This window comes from Paramixta manurensis, from assembly GCF_013285385.1.
GTDB classification, from domain to species: Bacteria; Pseudomonadota; Gammaproteobacteria; order Enterobacterales; family Enterobacteriaceae; genus Paramixta; species Paramixta manurensis.
Map to the genome: position 1 here is coordinate 1,195,882 of NZ_CP054212.1, position 15,966 is coordinate 1,211,847.

Below are 15,966 nucleotides of genomic sequence, written 5' to 3' on the forward strand. Positions count from 1 at the left end.
GCACCGCTAATTCCCGCCCCGACAGTAAAAAGAACCAAATGCCGCTGATTGCCAAGTTTTGTTACGCCAGCGCTTTACGCTGCCGGTAGACTAACCCAACACAGCTCTAATCCGAGGCACTACGCCAGCATAATGGAATCCTGGAAGGTTAATCTTATTTCGGTCTGGCTTGGCTGTTTTTTTACCGGCCTCGCTATCAGTCAAATCCTCCCATTTCTTCCGCTCTATATTGAACAGCTTGGCGTTCACTCTCATCGTGCGCTCAATATTTGGTCTGGTCTGACGTTTAGCGTCACGTTTATGGTTTCGGCGGTGGTTTCCCCGATGTGGGGCAGTTTGGCCGATCGTAAAGGGCGCAAGCTCATGCTATTACGCGCCTCATTTGGCATGGGGGCGGTAATTTTACTGCAGGCGTTTGTTAGCAACGTATGGCAACTGTTTTTGTTGCGCGCATTAATGGGGCTCACTTCGGGCTATATTCCAAATGCGATGGCGCTGGTCGCGTCGCAGGTTCCGCGCGATCGCAGCGGTTGGGCGCTCAGCATGGTTGCTACCGGACAAATTACCGGTGTTATTGCCGGCCCGTTATTGGGCGGTTTATTAGCTGATGAGGTTGGGCTGCGTGCGGTGTTTTTGATTACCGCCGGTCTGCTATTAGTCAGTTTTCTGATTACGCTATTTTTGATCAAAGAAACCGGTCATCGCCCAATCAAGAAAGGAGATAAGCTGAGCGGTAAAGCGGTTTTCCAGTCTTTAAGTAACCCGGCGCTGGTGGTGAGCCTGTTTTTTACGACGCTGGTTATTCAGCTTTGCAACGGCTCGATTAGCCCGATACTGACGCTTTTTGTCCGCCAACTGGCGCCGGATGCGCATAATATTGCCTTTATCAGTGGGTTCATTGCCGCTGTGCCTGGTATTTCAGCGCTCTTTTCCGCGCCGCGCCTTGGAAAATTGGGCGATCGTATTGGTACCGAGCGTATTTTGTTAGCGACACTCTGCGTATCGGTGGTGCTATTTATCGGTATGTCATTTGTCACCAGCGCCATGCAACTTGGCATTCTGCGTTTTTTGCTCGGCTTTGCTGATGGCGCGATGTTACCTGCCGTACAAACGTTACTGTTACGCTACGCCAGTGAGCAGGTCACCGGGCGTATTTTCGGCTACAACCAATCGTTTATGTATTTAGGCAATGTGGCAGGGCCGCTGATGGGATCGGGAATTTCAGCGGCGATCGGTTTTCGTTGGGTTTTTGTCGGCACCGCTGTGGTGGTGTTAATTAACACCCTGCAACTGATGCGTTTTTACCGTCGACGGAAAGCTCGCAGTTAATTCGTTCTGCGAGGGGTGAGACGTAGCGCGTAATGCCAGCGCTGCGCGCTAAGTAAAAATGCCGTGTCGACGGATGGGCTCCATGAATCATCACCTCCGACGCCCATATGAAAGCCATCAATATGCAACCAGCATCCGGTTTCTGGTTGTAATAGGTGACGGTGCGAGGTGGTTTGCAGTTGTTCAAGGCTGTATCGGCTTAACGAAAAATGAAAATCCCCCGTTACCTCAAGTGAACCTGTGTGGAGTAGGCGAGTGCCGCCACGTAAGCCGTTTTCACAAGGAAAAACGTAAGGCGTGTGTAACGCGTCTAGCGGTAACGTCCAGTGTGAAAATTGCGCCGCCAGACGGCGGTCCGGGTAGTTTTCATGCGGGCCAAGCCCTAACCAACTCACTGAGTCCGGTGCTTCAGCAAGTTGGCAACGCAGGCCAATGCGTGCAGGCGCAGGAAGATCGTCGGCCCGCTCAACATCAACCTCCAGCGCTAGCGTGCCGTCTGCCGCCATTAAATAACGCTTACGGCTGAGAAACGCCGTTTTTCCCTGGTAGCAATAAGCGTGTAGGGTTTCTATTAGTACCGCATCGGTTTGTTGAGTGGCGTTAACACGCAGCACCTCTGGCGTTAGCTGATAAAAACCCGCCTGTTTCCAGCGCTCCACCCACGCATGAGGATCTCTTTGCGTGGCCTCGCTAATGCCAATATCGTTATCCAGCGGAGCACGTACAAAACAGTCGCGCAACGGCGAGATCAGGCATTGTCGGCCATGGTGGTACCAGGCGGTTAACTCACCGTGTTGAGGGGAAAACTCCCAGCGTTGCTGACCCTGTTCAACCAGAATGCGATCGGGACGCGTGGTTAAGAGAGGCGCGATGCCATTTTCTGGTGGCTGCGGATGCGCCAACGCGGCGGGAAGCCGCCATTGATCCCACGCCACCCGATGTTCGGCTTCAGACCAGCCGGTGGCCCGCGGTTGGCGAACTTCAAGATTAAGCCAGATTTCGCCGCTGCGGGCGGCAAGCCCCGGTGGTGCGGAGAGCGTAATATGCTGGGTGCCGCCCGGCGCCAGCAGTAGCTCACTCTCTCCTGCGGCAATCACCACGCCTTGATGCTCAATACGCCAATACAAACGTTCGTTGTCGCTGTGCCGGAACAGATATTCGCTGGTGACGCTAAAGCTAAAAGGATTATCTTCATCGACAACAAATTGGAAGAATTGCTGTGCGCGCTGCGCTTCATAGAGGGCTGGGTGCGGAGTGCGGTCGGCAAACAGCAAACCATTCATACAGAATTGTCGATCATTCGGCGTATCGCCAAAATCGCCGCCGTAGGCTTGCCAGCGTTCGCCCTCAGCGGAGGTGCGCGTCAGGCTTTGATCAACCCAATCCCAGACAAAACCACCTTGTAAACGTGGGTACTGACGAAAAGCCTGCCAGTAACGCGCAAAGCCGCCGAAGCTGTTCCCCATTGCATGCGCATATTCACACAAAATTAACGGGCGTGACTCGCCGGGCAAACCGATCCACTTCTTGATCGACCATTTAGGCACCGCAGGAAAGGGCTGGTCAACCTCAACGCGTGCATACATCGGACAGAGTATATCGGTCGCGCTGCTGTTTGCTCCGCCGCCTTCGTATTGTACCGGGCGAGTCTCATCGGCGCTTTTTACCCAGCGATAAAGGGCGTCATGCGTGCTGCCGTGGCCCGATTCATTACCCAACGACCAAATGATAATGCAGGGATGATTACGATCGCGCTGTACCATCCGCGTGACGCGCTCACTAAACGCACTGAACCAACGTGGATCGTCAGCCAGCCGGTTCATCGGCTGCATACCGTGCGTTTCGATATTGGCTTCATCCACCACATATAAGCCATAGCGATCGCACAGCCGATACCAAAGCGGATGATTGGGATAATGCGCGCAACGTACCGCATTAAAGTTATGTTGTTTCATCAACAGAATGTCACGCACCATGGTAGCTTCATCCATCACCTGGCCATTTTCGGGGTGATGTTCATGACGGTTGACGCCACGAATCAGTAACGGTTGGTGATTTAGCGTTAAAAGCCCCTGCTGAATAGCGATATGGCGAAAGCCAACGTCGTAGGCTTCGGCTTCCACTAGCGTACCCATTTCATCATACAGCGCCACGACCGCGCGATAGAGATGCGGTGTTTCCGCGCTCCAAAGCAATGGTTGGTCAATTGGTAATGTCAGTAAGGCGCGTTCCGGATAATGCCCGCGTTCATCCACCGGCGGAGAGCCAAACTTTCCGCGTTGCGAAGCAATCTGTTGTTCACCCCGCCACAAACTGACCTCCAACGGGTAGGAGGGCGCTTGCGCAGGACGCAAATTGGAACACACCTTGACTTGTAACCGGGCGGAAGTCAGTTCCGGGCTGAGATGGGTTTCAATTTGGATGTCGGTAAAATGGGCGGCCGGTTTATGCAGCAGCGTCACATCACGGAAGATCCCGCTCATACGCCACATGTCTTGGTCTTCCAGATAGCTTCCGTCACTCCAACGCAATACCAGTACCGCCAACCGGTTATGGGTGGGCGTGAGGTAAGCGGAAAGGTCAAATTCTGCCGGCAGGCGGCTATCTTGCGAATAGCCGACCCAGTCGCCATTGCACCAGAGGTGGAAAGCTGAATTAACCCCATCGAAAATGATTCGTGTGCTGCCGTCAGCAAACCAGGCGGGATCTATATCAAATGTGAGCGAGTAACATCCGGTCGGGTTTGCGGTTGGTACCTGCGGTGGCGTAACCGGGATCGGATATTGTACGTTGGTATAAATCGGCGTGTCATAGCCTAACATTTGCCAATTGGACGGTACCACCATGTTAACTGACTCCGGCAAGTCTTCCTCAATCCAGATTTCAGGCACCGCTTCAGGCTGGTGGAAATAGCTAAAACGCCAGTTGCCATTTAACGACCTGCGGCTGGATGAGGGGGCATCGTCGCGCGCCGCATCCACTGCACGCCAACTGGCAAAAGGCGGATGTGCGTCCAGCCGGTGCATATGGGTAATTTGTGGGTTTTCATGGTCGCGGCGAGCGAGGATCTCCGCCAAAGATTGACGTGAAGCAGTAGCCATCGTTAATTACTCTTGTGTTGTTATGCGCTCACATTGGCATCACGCTGCTTACAGGTAAAGATGAGCATCAGCAATACGCGAACCCGATCCCACTTTGGCTTAGCAGACAAACGAGGTGAATAAGGCGGCCGTGATGGCGGAGGAAAATCTCTATCATTTTTATTTTCAGGATGTTAACGTCATTCTTTCACTCTCCGAGATATTCACATGAAACACCTCATTGCTGAATTGTTGCTTAAGCTCGCGGAAAAAGAGGAAGAGTCAAAACAGCTCGCGGCGTTAGTCAACGCGCTGGAAATTGTCGTGACGGGAGTGGTGGGTAATATGGAAACTCATCAGCGCGAAGCGATAGTCGCGAATATTAAACAGGCGATGCAAAAAAACGCGTTGGATGCACACCATCCGGATAAGCGGCTAGTAGAGACCTATATTGAAAAACTGCTGGGCTCCCCACTTTATTAAGCATCAGAGAAAATGGTTTATCCTGGTCCATGAAGTAAACCGAAGGAAGAGTTTTACTTCATGGTTTAAATTGAGACATGGATAAGGTTTTTATCAGTGGTTCTTCGCTGAAAATTAAACCCATGCCACAATGAATAAGTTGTACAACCACAAATAAGGAAGCGATGAGATGAAAGCCCAGCTAATGTTGGTTGTGGTGGCAGGGTTGCTGGTTGCTACGGGAGCCGGCGCGGCGGAGAAAACGCCGCAGCAACAAAAAATGACGGTCTGTAATCAGCAGGCAACCAGTCAGTCATTAAAAGGGGACGCGCGAAAAACTTTTATGAGCCAATGCTTGCGTAAAGAGAGTAATAGCGCGGGTGTCACCACCCAACAAATGAAAATGAAGACCTGTAATACCGAGGCCAGCGGTAAGGCGCTTAAAGGCGACGCACGTAAAACCTTTATGAGCCAGTGCCTGAAAAAAAGCTGATCGCTATTCCCGGGCAGGTCTCTGCCCGGGGTAGAAGTGACGCGTTACCAGAATTAACACCGCCGTTTTAGATGGTTTGGCGAGGTAGCCATGGTATTAGCCGTGCCGACTTTATTGAGAGTCGACCCCCGACGTTCCGGGTTACGTTTCGCCCGTCGAGCCTATTTCCCCCGCATTGTTGGCCTTGGTTTTGGTGCTATTTCAGTGGCTTTTTGCCTTTCGTCAATCTCGTCGTTCTGGCTGTATGTTGCGCTATTCCTCAATGGTTTTATTTGGCCGCACCTTGCCTATTTACGTTCATTGCGTGCCGCAGATCCAATGCGTCGCGAGCGTGATAATTTATTGATTGATGCGCTACTTGGCGGAGTGTGGATTGCCTTAATGGGGCTTAACGCACTGCCTTCCGTAATGATTGTGGCGATGATGGGAATGAACAATGTTTCTGCCGGCGGGGTAAAACTGTTATTGCGTGCCTACATGGGGCAACTGGTATCAATGGGTATTACGTTGTTGATCGTGCAACCGTCGATAAATTTCGCCACTTCTCCATCACAGGTTTATGTTTGTCTGCCGATGCTGCTGATTTACCCTATTTTTCTCGGCCATGTTATTTACCGTATGGCAATCAGGCTGGCGCAGCATAAACGCCAGTTAATGGAGATCAGTACCCTTGATGGGATGACTGGCGTTTATAACCGCCGCCATTGGGAACATTTATTACGTAATGAATATGATAACTGCATGCGTTATCAGCGTATGGCGACATTATTATTAATCGACATCGATCATTTCAAAATCATCAATGATACTTGGGGGCACGATACCGGTGACGAAGCGCTGCTGATTATTACCGAAGAGTTACGCCTGACGCTGCGAGCCAGCGATGTGATTGGCCGGTTTGGCGGCGATGAGTTTGCAGTCATCATGCCGGAAACGCCCTCGCAAAGCGCGATGCTGGCAATTGGACGTGTACGTAATCATTTAACCGACCGTGGGCAACTCACCCACGCCGGAATGACGTTGCACATTAGCGTCGGCATTGCGCAATTTCATCCAGAAATGCAAACCTACCGGGAGTGGCTCAAAGCGGCGGATTTAGCGCTTTATCGGGCAAAAAATAGTGGACGTGGGCGAACCGAAATCGCCGGAATCTAAGGCACACTCTGATTGCCGCCACCTTCGCACTGATCATTATTCCGGGTATGTTCTTCTAAGTTGATATTCATATTTTTTTAAACTTTAAAACGGCGGTTAAACAGCGAGTTAACTGCCATTTTTTTATTTCCCCCGCGCTACAGTCGTGCTTTCTGCCAGGCTTAACCTTACTGCTGCTAATCGTGTGGATTAGCGTTTTGCGATTCGGTAAGGAGGTAAAATGGAACGTTTTAACAATAAAGTGGTGGTTATTACCGGTGCGGGATCGGGCATGGGCGCCAGCAGCGCACAACGCTTTGCGCAAGAAGGGGCAAAGGTGGTGTTGGTCGGACGCACGCAGGCGAAGCTGGATGCAACGCTGGCACGCCTGGCGCCCGGTGACCATCTGGCAGTACAGGCCGATGTCGCGCAGCGAGAGGCGGTGCATCAGCTAGCGGAAAAGGTACTACAGCATTACGGTCAGGTTGATGTACTGGTTAATAACGCCGGCATTCATGCCCAAGGCAAAGCGCATGAAGCGTCCGATGAAACCTGGAAAAAGGTGATGTCGGTTGACCTGGATGGCGTGTTCTATTGTATTCGCGCCTTTATGCCTGCTCTGCTTAAAAGCCGCGGCAACATTATTAATATCTCTTCCGTTTCTGGGTTGGGCGGCGACTGGGGAATGAGTATTTATAACGCGGCAAAAGGTGCAATAACTAACTTTACGCGTTCACTAGCCATGGATTACGGCGCGGATGGCGTGCGGGTGAATGCAATTTGTCCCGGTTTTACCTTCACCGACATGACCAAAGATATGAAACAAAACCAAGCGGTACTGGAAAAATTCTATGATCGCATTCCGTTGGGGCGCGCAGGTGAACCGGAAGATGTTGCGGCGGCCATTGCGTTTCTCGCCAGCGATGATGCGCGCTATATCACCGGGGTGAACCTACCGGTTGACGGCGGGATCACCGCGGCGAACGGTCAGCCGCATCTCTAATAATAAAAGGAGTGATGTCGTGAACTACCAAACAGCTCTGGCGCTGCGGGATCTGCCGCAGCTAAAACCGATTAAGGCGGCGATCGGCGATACCGACGTGATGTTAATTCGTGAAGGTGACAACGTTCGTGCTTACCAGGCTACCTGCCCGCATGCTGGCGCACCGCTTGAAAACGGCGCCGTGTGTGACGGAAAATTGGTTTGCCCCTGGCATAAAGCGGTGTTTGATATTCGTAACGGCGAGATGTGTGAACCGCTGGCGTTACGTGACTTGAAACAGTACCCGGTTCGGATCGAAAACGGGCAGGTTGAGGTCAGCCCCAAAGCGATGTCTGCCTCTTCTGCTTTTGGCCAACCTGGCGAATCTCCGGTATGGGTGGTAATGGGAAGCGGCGCGGCAGGTAGTGCTGCGGCCTGGACGCTCAGGCGTGAAGGTTTTCGCGGCAAACTGGTGTTAATCGATCGCGAACCAGAAGCGCCTTACGATCGTACTGCGTTAACCAAATTTGTCCCGGCCGGCAAAATGGCGATTAGCGACGTCCCGGCCATTCTTGGCGAGGATTTTTTGCCCTACACGCAACCGATGCACGGCGATGTTGAGCGCTTAGATAGCGGTGAGCAACAGCTCCATTTTGCCGATGGCGCCTGCTTGCATTATGACAAGCTATTGATCGCCAGCGGCGGGGTTCCGCAGCGGCCTGAGATTGAGGGCAACGCGCTGTTTGGCGTTCACGTATTACGCAGTATTGAGCAAGCGGACACCTTGCTACAAGAGGTAGATAAAACCCAAAAACTGGTGATTATCGGTAATAGTTTTATTGGCATGGAGTTGGCGTCAGCGCTGCGTAATAAAGACATTGAGGTGCAGGTCATTGCCCGTTCGACACTGCCGTTTAAACAACAGTTTGGCGCAGAAATTGCGCATTTCTTTCGGCGCTTACATGAAGAAAACGGCGTGCGCTTTATTGAAGGCGAACCCGCCGCACTGGAAGGTGAAGGGCAGGTGAGTGGGGTGCGTCTGACCTCCGGTAAGCTCATTCCCGCCGAGGTGGTATTGTTTGCTACCGGCGTCGCGCCCGCGACCGGGTTTATTCATGATATTCCATTGCTTGATGATGGTAGCCTGGAGGCCGATACGTTTTTGCAAGTGGCGGAAAATGTCTGGGCAGCGGGTGATAATGTGACCTGGCCTGGCGACACACAGCCGTTGCGTATTGAACACTATCGGGTTGCGCATCAGTTGGGGCGCGTGGCGGCGAAAAATATGTTGGGTAAGCAAGAGCCGTTTGATCGGGTGCCCTTTTTCTGGACGGCGCAATTCGGTACACGTTACGAATATTTAGGACATGCGGAAGAGTGGGACGCCTGGCAACTGTTTGGCTCGTTACAGGACAAAAAATTTATCGCGGTGTATGGCTACCAGGATAAGTTGGCCGCGGTGTTCACCTGCGGTTTATATACGTTGAGCGCTGAACTGCTCCAGCGCATGCAGCAGCCGATGGATATGCGGGAAGCCGTTGAGTGGATCACCCAGCGGCTATAGATCCCGAGGGTAAATCGGGCGAGATAACCTCGCCCGGCCCCTTACTTTTTACTGAGCGCTTCGGATTTTGCCATGCATTTTTGCATCGCCTCAATCACTGCCGAGCGGAATCCGTTCGCTTCCAGTGTTCTCACCGCTTCAATAGTGGTGCCGCCGGGTGAGCACACCATGTCTTTTAATTCGCCGGGATGTTTACCGGTTTCCAGCACCATTTGCGCTGACCCTTTCACCGCCTGCGCGGCGAATTGATAGGCTTGCGCCCGCGGCATTCCGCCCAGCACTGCCGCATCCGCCATCGCCTCAATAAACATAAAGACATAAGCTGGTGCCGAGCCGCTGACGCCCACCACCGAATGGATCAAGTATTCAGCCACCACCGCCGCTTTGCCGAAGCTGTTAAAGATGGCCAACACATCGTCAGTTTCTTGCTGAGTCACCAGCACGTTCGGTGTAATTGAGGTCATTCCCTGGTTAACCAGCGCTGGCGTGTTCGGCATAACGCGGATAATTTTACGGTCATGCCCTAAGACACTTGCCAGCGCATCTAATGTGACGCCTGCGGCAATAGAAACCACCAACGTCTCTTTATTAAGGCTGCTTGCGACGTCTTTTAACACTTTTAGAATGACATTAGGTTTTACCGCGCCAAACAGAATATCCGCTTGTTTCGCCACTTCGTCAGCACTTTGAGCAGGCGTAATGCCATACTGCTCGGCCATTAACCGATTGGTTTCCGCTTTATGGTCGAAAACCCAAATATTTTCCGCTGTGATCAGGCCGCCAGCCACCAGGCCGCCGATGATGGCTTTAGACATGTTGCCGCAGCCGATAAACCCTATCTTTTTTTCCAGCATCGTTTTTCCTTCCTGCATTACGCGTTTTCATTGCCGACTAGCTTACGACATTCTCTCGCTTAATCCAGCTTCGGCTAAGCTTAGATTCAGCGGAGGAGTGGTAAATGGATAATAAACAGCGTGATGAAGAAGAGAGCCGGAACTATCCGGTGTCGGAAAATATGCGCTGGCAACGCATTGAGTGGCGCATTCAGCGCGTCGGTTACGTGGTTTTGTTCGCCATTGTCATTGGCGGCGCTTGCGGGTTGATTTCAAAAGGTTTTTTAAGCGACCAACGGGCGGTATCGGCAGATAAGCGTTTACAAATCGATTATGAGCGTTTCGGACGGCAGCAGAGCGATATGTCGATGACTATCCGCCTCAGTGAGCTACGTGAACCGCAGTTTAGCATCACATTAAGCGGCGAGGGCGTGGACGATTTAGAGATTGATAGCCTGCAACCGCAGCCGCAGCACGCCTTCAGCGGGTCGCATTCTCTGACGTTGACCTATGCCAATATTGATACGCGACAGGGGCGGGCAACAATTTGGTTTGGCTTACAACCAAAGTCGCCGGGCTACTATCCGCTCACTGTGCGACTTAATGATGGTTCGTCGGCTTCTTTTTACCAGTGGATCTACCCCTAGGAGACGCGCATGGAAACCGTATTACGTGCCGCCAGCATGTATGTTTTGTTAATGATTGTATTGAAAATCGCCGGTCGGCGAACATTGCTGGAAATGACCAGCTTCGATTTTATTTTGCTATTAATCATCAGTGAGGCGACGCAGCAAGCGTTGTTAGGCAACGATTTTTCGGTATCCGGCGCGGCGTTGACCATCATCACGCTGATTGTGATGGATATTTTATTAGGGATGCTGAAATCTTTTTTCCCACGACTGGAAATGTTAATTGACGGGACTTCGTTGATCTTAGTTGAGAATGGGCAACTGTTACATCAACGGTTACGTAAGGCGGGGATCACCGCTGAAGACATTCTCTCTTCTGCCCGAAGTTCGCAGGGCCTGGAGCGGCTGGAGCAGATCAAATTCGCCATTTTGGAGAAGAATGGAAAAATATCCATCATTCCCAAATCTTGACCAGCGGTAATAGGTGGCAAATAAAGCGGCGAATACGTTGCTATTCTGGCAAACCACGGCAAAATCACTCCTTTCCTCTACTGTCGATGGAAATCATTATGCCAATTTGGGTGGATGCCGATGCGTGTCCAAAAGTGATCAAAGAAGTGTTGTACCGCGCCGCAGAGAGAGCGCAAATCGAGGTGACGTTTGTCGCCAATCAGCCGCTGAGTGTGCCGCCCTCGCGCTTTATCCGTACACTGCGCGTCGCGGCAGGTTTTGATGTCGCCGACAATGAAATTGTGCAGCGCGCGCAACCTGGCGATCTGGTGGTTACCGCCGATATTCCGCTGGCGGCAGAGGTGCTGGCAAAAGGCGCCAAAGCGCTGAATCCACGCGGTGAGATGTATAGCGATGCAACCATTCGTGAACGGCTGGTTCTACGTGATTTTATGGATACGCTACGCGCCAGCGGGGTACAAACCGGCGGCCCGGCAACACTTAATCAGCGCGATCGTCAGCAGTTTGCCAACCAGTTAGATCAGTGGTTACAGAAACGCTAGTTTTATGCGCCCCGTGGCAAGGGCGCGCCAAAACTTAGCGGTTAAATAAAGCTGTCATCATCGTTAAAGCTGTCATTATCAAACCCATCATTGCCAAAATCATCGTAATCATTGGTGTAGTCCTGCTGCAATCCTGCGTCTTGGTTCAGGAAAGCATCATTTCCCCCTTGGTTGAAGGTATCCAGGCTGGTATCGGGCTGATCGGGCATTGCAGGTTCATTGATGATATTAACGATCTCTTCTGGCTGAGAGTGGTGGAACATACTGGTCAGCATATCTGCCATTACCACGCCACCGGCTACCCCAACCGCAGTTTGTAATGCGCCGCCGAGGAAGCCGCCGCCGCGCATCGCCGTGGTTGGCTGTGCCGCATAGGGCTGTTGCGGTGGCGCGTTGTTCCAGGCGGGTTGCTGTGGCGCAGATTGTGGAGCACGATTGCCACCGCCAAACAGACCGGACAGAAAACCGCCGCTACTTTGTTGCGGTTGCTGCGCCAGTTGGCTTTCCAGTTCGCTCACGCGTTGGTTCAATTTGTTCATCGCCGCCTCCTGAATCAGGATCGCCTGCGCCATGTAATAGGGCGCGCCAGGCTGCGACTGTAGCTGCTGCTGAATCAGTTTTTCAGCCGCTGCATCACGCGGTGCAGACTGGCTTTCGGCTTGCTTAAGCCGGCTAAACAGATTTTCAATTAAACGCTGTTCTTCGTTTTGCATTTTGACCCCCTTGAAGGCGTAATACCTTTAGTGTGGGGGTTAGACCGGGAAACTCAATCTTGGCGGCGTAAGTAAATATTGCTGTGGTAACGCTTTTTGAGCGAGCTAAACCAGGCGGATATGTGGGTTTTTCTCGTTTAATTCTATGTGGTTAACGGCGCTTTTAGGTATTCAGTGCGTAAAATCCTCTTTACGGCTGGTTCGGGAGAAAAATTGTCGGTATTATGCGACGCAAAGTTGACCCGTTTTAACGTCTGTCGTGCATTATCCCCTGTACAGACGCGGCTGAGGATGTTGCCTGCTATGTCGTTACCCATCTTTTTGATCGGCGCCCGCGGTTGCGGTAAAACCACCGTTGGAGAAGCGCTTGCCGCGGCCCTTAATTATGCTTTTAGCGATACCGATCATTACCTTCAGCATGTTGCCCAACAAACCGTTGCGGAGATTGTTGCTCAGGAAGGGTGGGAAGGGTTTCGCGCGCGGGAAACGGCGTCACTGATGGCAGTGACGGCGCCCGCTTCAGTTATCGCTACCGGCGGCGGTATGGTGCTGGCGGAGCACAACCGCAGTTATATGCGTGAACATGGACAGGTTATTTATTTGAGGGCTGATGCCGCGGTTTTGGCCGCCCGGTTACAGGCATCTCCGCAAGAGGAACAGCGTCCAACGTTAACCGGACGGACAATTACCGATGAAATGGCCGATGTACTGGCGGAGCGTGATGCCCTCTATCTACACGCTGCCCATCATGTGATTGATGCGATGCAATCGCCAGAACATATCGTGCGGCAAGTCATCGAAACTTTAGCGCAGGCACGCGCCAGCTAATCCACGCTTATTTCCTTCTTGAGCTTCAAGGCGTAAATCTACGCAATACGGTTAGCATGGATCAGATAAACCCGACTTCATGCTAACGGCTAATCTCCGTTGTCTATACTTAAAAAACCTGTGCGCACGAGCGTTGAGGTTTAAGCCGGTTAATGCCGGTCGTATGCGGATATTATTGTTCATCATAAGAGGGAGAGATCTATGCCAGGCAAACCACCTTATCCACGAGAAGCGCGCGTCGTCGCCGTAGAAAAAGGCGGGCCGGGTAATGCTGTTACCCGGTATGAATTGCGCGCCGATCATCCTAAGGCTAATTCGCTGATTAGCGAACATAATACCGAGCAAGAAGCGCTGGATGCGAAGCAACGCTATGAGGATGCGGATAAAACATAGTGTTTCGGGCAAGGATGCCAGCTTGCGGCGGCGGCTAGCATGTGAGGGTGGCTCACAACCTGACCGCACAGACAAGAATTTCCCGTGACAGAATGCTGAAATAACTTCTACACTGCTTTTTCACTATTTTTGGTTTCGGGGATGTTGCATGCTAAATGTTAGCGAGTACTTTGAAGGGAAAGTGAAATCCATCGGCTTTACCAGCGCCAGTACCGGGCGGGCCAGCGTTGGGGTAATGGCGGAAGGAGAATATACCTTCGGCACCGGGCAACCGGAAGAAATGACGGTGGTGAGCGGCGCGTTAAATGTGCTGTTACCGGGCGATACCGAATGGAAAACCTATGAAGCGGGCGCGGTGTTTCATGTGCCGGGCAACAGTGAGTTTCATTTACAGGTTGCCGAACCGACTTCTTATTTGTGCCGCTATCTCTAAGTTGTCCGTGGCCGGGAACCTTACCCGGCCTATAGCCGATAAAACTAACGCTGCGCTTCGCCACCTAGCGCTTCGACCAGGTTGCTGACAAACGCCGCCAGTTCGCTGGTCATCAAAATAAAGTCAGCATCAAACCGTTGGGCAAAATCGTCACGATCAATATCGTCATTCTGCTCACGCAGCGTGTCCGCAAACTTTAGACGCTTAACCGAACCATCGTCAGAAAGCATAAGTTGAATACGCTCTTGCCAATCCAGCGCCAGCTTGGTGACCAGTTTGCCAGCTTCAATGTGGTTGGCTATCTCATCGCACACCAGATCCTGCTTTTTGCAACGAATCACGCCGCCATCTTCCAGAATCGCTTTCAACTCAGCCTCATCCATTAACGCAAACCCAGCCGGAAGCTCGCCAGAGCGAACCCACTCGGTCAAGGTCAGCTCAATAGGGCTTTCCAGCGTCAGCGGGACGACCGGGAGAGAGCCGATGCTTTTACGCAATAACGCCAGCGTATCTTCCGCTTTTTTGGCGCTCGCGCAGTCGACCATAATCAGGTTGTTAACGGTATCCAGCCAGAGAAACGTTTGGCTAAAGCGGCTAAACGCGCGTGGCAACAGGCTATGTAAGACTTCGTCTTTCAGCGCATCTTTCTCGGTTTTCTTCAGCTTACGGTGCTGTTCGGCTTCCAGCTTTTCAATTTTCGCTTCCAGCGCCTGTTTGACCACCGGGGAAGGAAGGATCTTTTCTTCCTTGCGGGCACAAATCAGGATTTGACCGTTATTCACATGCGTCAGAGCATCGCTGCGCGACCCCATTGGAGAAACCCAGCCGGTTTTCGCCATATCCTGGCTGCCGCAAGGGGTAAAGGAAAATGCATCGAGTTGTTTTTCCAGGTCATCCACGGACAGGGGGATGTCACGATTCAGACGATAAATCATCAAATTCTTAAACCACAACATGGTGTTTTCCTTCGCCGGGTGCGCTACCGGGCGCACAAGTTTCAAACTTAGCGCGCATGATAGCGAAACATCGTTACTGGGTCATTGCCTTTCCTGCGCGGCGCTTCTAATGTAAGTGGCATTGCGTCGAATAATGAGGAATAAAAGGTGCGTATTGGTATAGATCTTGGCGGTACAAAAATTGAAGTCATTGCGCTTTCCGATCAGGGGAAAGAGCTGTTTCGTCATCGGGTGTCTACGCCGCGTGACGATTATCAAAAGACGTTACAAGCAATGACCGATCTGGTTCTGCTGGCAGAGGAAAAAACCGGTGAGACAGGCAGCGTGGGAATTGGTATTCCCGGCTCCATCTCTCCTTATACCCAGCGAGTTAAAAATGCTAATTCGACCTGGCTTAACGGCCAACCGCTGGATAAAGATTTAGCGACCATGCTCAAACGCGAGGTGCGTATTGCTAATGACGCGAACTGCCTGGCGGTGTCCGAAGCGGTGGATGGCGCGGCAGCCGGTCAGCCGGTGGTGTTTGCGGTCATTATTGGTACCGGCTCTGGCGCGGGCGTCACGATCAACGGCCAGTCGCGTATTGGCGGCAATGGCAATGCGGGCGAATGGGGGCACAATCCACTGCCGTGGATGGATGAAGATGAACTCCGGTATCGTGAAGAGGTTCCCTGCTACTGCGGCCAGAAAGGGTGTATTGAAACCTTTGTTTCCGGCACGGGTTTTGCAAAAGATTATCAACGCCTGAGCGGCACCGCACGTAAAGGGGCGGAAATTGTGCAACTGCTGGCGCAGCACGATCCGGTGGCGGAGTTGGCGATGAGCCGTTATGAGCTACGTCTGGCCAAATCGTTAGCCAATGTGGTGAATATTCTCGATCCCGACATCATCGTGCTGGGGGGCGGAATGAGTAACGTCGAGCGTTTATACCAGACTGTGCCACAGTTAATTAAACCCTGGGTTTTCGGCAAAGAGTGCGAGACGCCGATCGTGCAGGCCAAACATGGCGATTCCAGCGGCGTTCGCGGTGCGGCATGGTTGTGGCCACTAAAATCCTGACGCAGTAACGGTAAGCGCGCGAGTCGGAAACCGTTATCTGCTGCCAGGTGATAACAGAGGAGCGG

17 protein-coding genes are annotated in these 15,966 nt (G+C 52.2%); 13 read left to right on the forward strand and 4 right to left on the reverse strand.

The window, feature by feature from the left end; all coding sequences use genetic code 11:
- The first annotated feature begins 132 nt into the window (after nt 1–132).
- Nucleotides 133–1,329 carry a multidrug efflux MFS transporter gene (locus PMPD1_RS05825; RefSeq protein ID WP_173633149.1) on the forward strand — a complete coding sequence of 399 codons (1,197 nt, stop codon included), beginning with the start codon at nt 133–135 and terminating at the stop codon, nt 1,327–1,329.
- Here the strand turns inward: PMPD1_RS05825 and PMPD1_RS05830 are convergent.
- Entirely contained in the window at nt 1,326–4,430 is a 3,105-nt protein-coding gene (locus PMPD1_RS05830) for a beta-galactosidase (protein WP_173633150.1), read from the reverse strand. The two genes, PMPD1_RS05825 and PMPD1_RS05830, sit on opposite strands and share 4 nt — an antisense overlap.
- A 207-nt stretch (nt 4,431–4,637) precedes the next feature.
- On the opposite strand from PMPD1_RS05830, the gene PMPD1_RS05835 reads away from it, so the two are divergent.
- The 5 genes from PMPD1_RS05835 (at nt 4,638) to PMPD1_RS05855 (ending at nt 9,044) form a co-directional block, all read left to right on the forward strand.
- Nucleotides 4,638–4,892, forward strand: coding sequence for a sigma-S stabilization anti-adapter protein IraP (locus PMPD1_RS05835; protein ID WP_173633151.1), 255 nt, complete (start codon nt 4,638–4,640; stop codon nt 4,890–4,892).
- A 169-nt stretch (nt 4,893–5,061) separates the two neighbouring features.
- Nucleotides 5,062–5,364 carry a PsiF family protein gene (locus PMPD1_RS05840; protein ID WP_173633152.1) on the forward strand — a complete coding sequence of 101 codons (303 nt, stop codon included), beginning with the start codon at nt 5,062–5,064 and terminating at the stop codon, nt 5,362–5,364.
- A gap of 90 nt (nt 5,365–5,454) precedes the next feature.
- Entirely contained in the window at nt 5,455–6,519 is a 1,065-nt protein-coding gene (gene adrA, locus PMPD1_RS05845) for a diguanylate cyclase AdrA (protein WP_173633153.1), read from the forward strand.
- A gap of 220 nt (nt 6,520–6,739) precedes the next feature.
- Complete coding sequence (budC, locus tag PMPD1_RS05850) at nt 6,740–7,501, forward strand: meso-2,3-butanediol dehydrogenase (RefSeq protein WP_173633154.1); 762 nt, start codon at nt 6,740–6,742, stop codon at nt 7,499–7,501.
- Nucleotides 7,502–7,520: 19 nt separating this feature from the next.
- Nucleotides 7,521–9,044 carry an FAD-dependent oxidoreductase gene (locus PMPD1_RS05855; RefSeq protein ID WP_173633155.1) on the forward strand — a complete coding sequence of 508 codons (1,524 nt, stop codon included), beginning with the start codon at nt 7,521–7,523 and terminating at the stop codon, nt 9,042–9,044.
- A gap of 41 nt (nt 9,045–9,085) precedes the next feature.
- Here the strand turns inward: PMPD1_RS05855 and proC are convergent, their stop codons facing one another.
- The gene (gene proC / locus PMPD1_RS05860; protein WP_173633156.1) at nt 9,086–9,898 is read right to left on the reverse strand and encodes a pyrroline-5-carboxylate reductase; all 813 of its coding nucleotides are present in this window, start codon (nt 9,896–9,898) and stop codon (nt 9,086–9,088) included.
- A gap of 104 nt (nt 9,899–10,002) precedes the next feature.
- Between proC and PMPD1_RS05865 the strand changes: the two genes are divergently transcribed.
- The 3 genes from PMPD1_RS05865 to PMPD1_RS05875 all read left to right on the forward strand — a co-directional run bounded on the left by PMPD1_RS05865 (nt 10,003) and on the right by PMPD1_RS05875 (nt 11,519).
- Nucleotides 10,003–10,524: a hypothetical protein gene (locus PMPD1_RS05865; RefSeq protein ID WP_173633157.1), complete on the forward strand. Its 522-nt coding sequence runs from the start codon at nt 10,003–10,005 to the stop codon at nt 10,522–10,524.
- Nucleotides 10,525–10,533: 9 nt separating this feature from the next.
- Entirely contained in the window at nt 10,534–10,977 is a 444-nt protein-coding gene (locus PMPD1_RS05870; protein ID WP_173633158.1) for a DUF421 domain-containing protein, read from the forward strand.
- A 98-nt stretch (nt 10,978–11,075) separates the two neighbouring features.
- The gene (locus PMPD1_RS05875) at nt 11,076–11,519 is read left to right on the forward strand and encodes a YaiI/YqxD family protein (RefSeq protein WP_173633159.1); all 444 of its coding nucleotides are present in this window, start codon (nt 11,076–11,078) and stop codon (nt 11,517–11,519) included.
- Between the two features lie 41 nt (nt 11,520–11,560).
- Here the strand turns inward: PMPD1_RS05875 and PMPD1_RS05880 are convergent, their stop codons facing one another.
- A complete protein-coding gene (locus tag PMPD1_RS05880; protein ID WP_173633160.1) occupies nt 11,561–12,232 on the reverse strand; it encodes a DUF2076 domain-containing protein in 672 nt (223 codons plus the stop codon).
- Between the two features lie 303 nt (nt 12,233–12,535).
- Here PMPD1_RS05880 and aroL point away from each other — a divergent pair, with 303 nt between their 5' ends.
- From aroL to ppnP, 3 genes are all read left to right on the forward strand, one after another.
- On the forward strand, nt 12,536–13,060 hold the full coding sequence (gene aroL, locus PMPD1_RS05885) for a shikimate kinase AroL (protein ID WP_173633161.1): 525 nt from the start codon (nt 12,536–12,538) through the stop codon (nt 13,058–13,060).
- A 201-nt stretch (nt 13,061–13,261) separates the two neighbouring features.
- Nucleotides 13,262–13,453, forward strand: a complete 192-nt coding sequence (locus PMPD1_RS05890; RefSeq protein WP_173633162.1) for a YaiA family protein — start codon at nt 13,262–13,264, stop codon at nt 13,451–13,453.
- Nucleotides 13,454–13,601: 148 nt separating this feature from the next.
- Entirely contained in the window at nt 13,602–13,886 is a 285-nt protein-coding gene (gene ppnP, locus PMPD1_RS05895; RefSeq protein ID WP_173633163.1) for a pyrimidine/purine nucleoside phosphorylase, read from the forward strand.
- A 44-nt stretch (nt 13,887–13,930) separates the two neighbouring features.
- Here the strand turns inward: ppnP and rdgC are convergent, their stop codons facing one another.
- Nucleotides 13,931–14,842, reverse strand: coding sequence for a recombination-associated protein RdgC (gene rdgC, locus PMPD1_RS05900; protein WP_173633164.1), 912 nt, complete (start codon nt 14,840–14,842; stop codon nt 13,931–13,933).
- A gap of 147 nt (nt 14,843–14,989) precedes the next feature.
- Between rdgC and mak the strand changes: the two genes are divergently transcribed.
- Nucleotides 14,990–15,901 carry a fructokinase gene (gene mak / locus PMPD1_RS05905; RefSeq protein ID WP_173633165.1) on the forward strand — a complete coding sequence of 304 codons (912 nt, stop codon included), beginning with the start codon at nt 14,990–14,992 and terminating at the stop codon, nt 15,899–15,901.
- The last annotated feature ends 65 nt before the right edge of the window (nt 15,902–15,966 follow it).

Coding starts and splice junctions, on each gene's coding strand:
- PMPD1_RS05825 (WP_173633149.1), top strand. CDS start 133: ATGGAATCCTGGAAGGTTAATCTTATTTCGGTCTGGCTTGGCTGTTTT.
- PMPD1_RS05830 (WP_173633150.1), bottom strand. CDS start 4,430: ATGGCTACTGCTTCACGTCAATCTTTGGCGGAGATCCTCGCTCGCCGC.
- PMPD1_RS05835 (WP_173633151.1), top strand. CDS start 4,638: ATGAAACACCTCATTGCTGAATTGTTGCTTAAGCTCGCGGAAAAAGAG.
- PMPD1_RS05840 (WP_173633152.1), top strand. CDS start 5,062: ATGAAAGCCCAGCTAATGTTGGTTGTGGTGGCAGGGTTGCTGGTTGCT.
- adrA (WP_173633153.1), top strand. CDS start 5,455: ATGGTATTAGCCGTGCCGACTTTATTGAGAGTCGACCCCCGACGTTCC.
- budC (WP_173633154.1), top strand. CDS start 6,740: ATGGAACGTTTTAACAATAAAGTGGTGGTTATTACCGGTGCGGGATCG.
- proC (WP_173633156.1), bottom strand. CDS start 9,898: ATGCTGGAAAAAAAGATAGGGTTTATCGGCTGCGGCAACATGTCTAAA.
- PMPD1_RS05865 (WP_173633157.1), top strand. CDS start 10,003: ATGGATAATAAACAGCGTGATGAAGAAGAGAGCCGGAACTATCCGGTG.
- PMPD1_RS05870 (WP_173633158.1), top strand. CDS start 10,534: ATGGAAACCGTATTACGTGCCGCCAGCATGTATGTTTTGTTAATGATT.
- PMPD1_RS05875 (WP_173633159.1), top strand. CDS start 11,076: ATGCCAATTTGGGTGGATGCCGATGCGTGTCCAAAAGTGATCAAAGAA.
- PMPD1_RS05880 (WP_173633160.1), bottom strand. CDS start 12,232: ATGCAAAACGAAGAACAGCGTTTAATTGAAAATCTGTTTAGCCGGCTT.
- aroL (WP_173633161.1), top strand. CDS start 12,536: ATGTCGTTACCCATCTTTTTGATCGGCGCCCGCGGTTGCGGTAAAACC.
- PMPD1_RS05890 (WP_173633162.1), top strand. CDS start 13,262: ATGCCAGGCAAACCACCTTATCCACGAGAAGCGCGCGTCGTCGCCGTA.
- ppnP (WP_173633163.1), top strand. CDS start 13,602: ATGCTAAATGTTAGCGAGTACTTTGAAGGGAAAGTGAAATCCATCGGC.
- rdgC (WP_173633164.1), bottom strand. CDS start 14,842: ATGTTGTGGTTTAAGAATTTGATGATTTATCGTCTGAATCGTGACATC.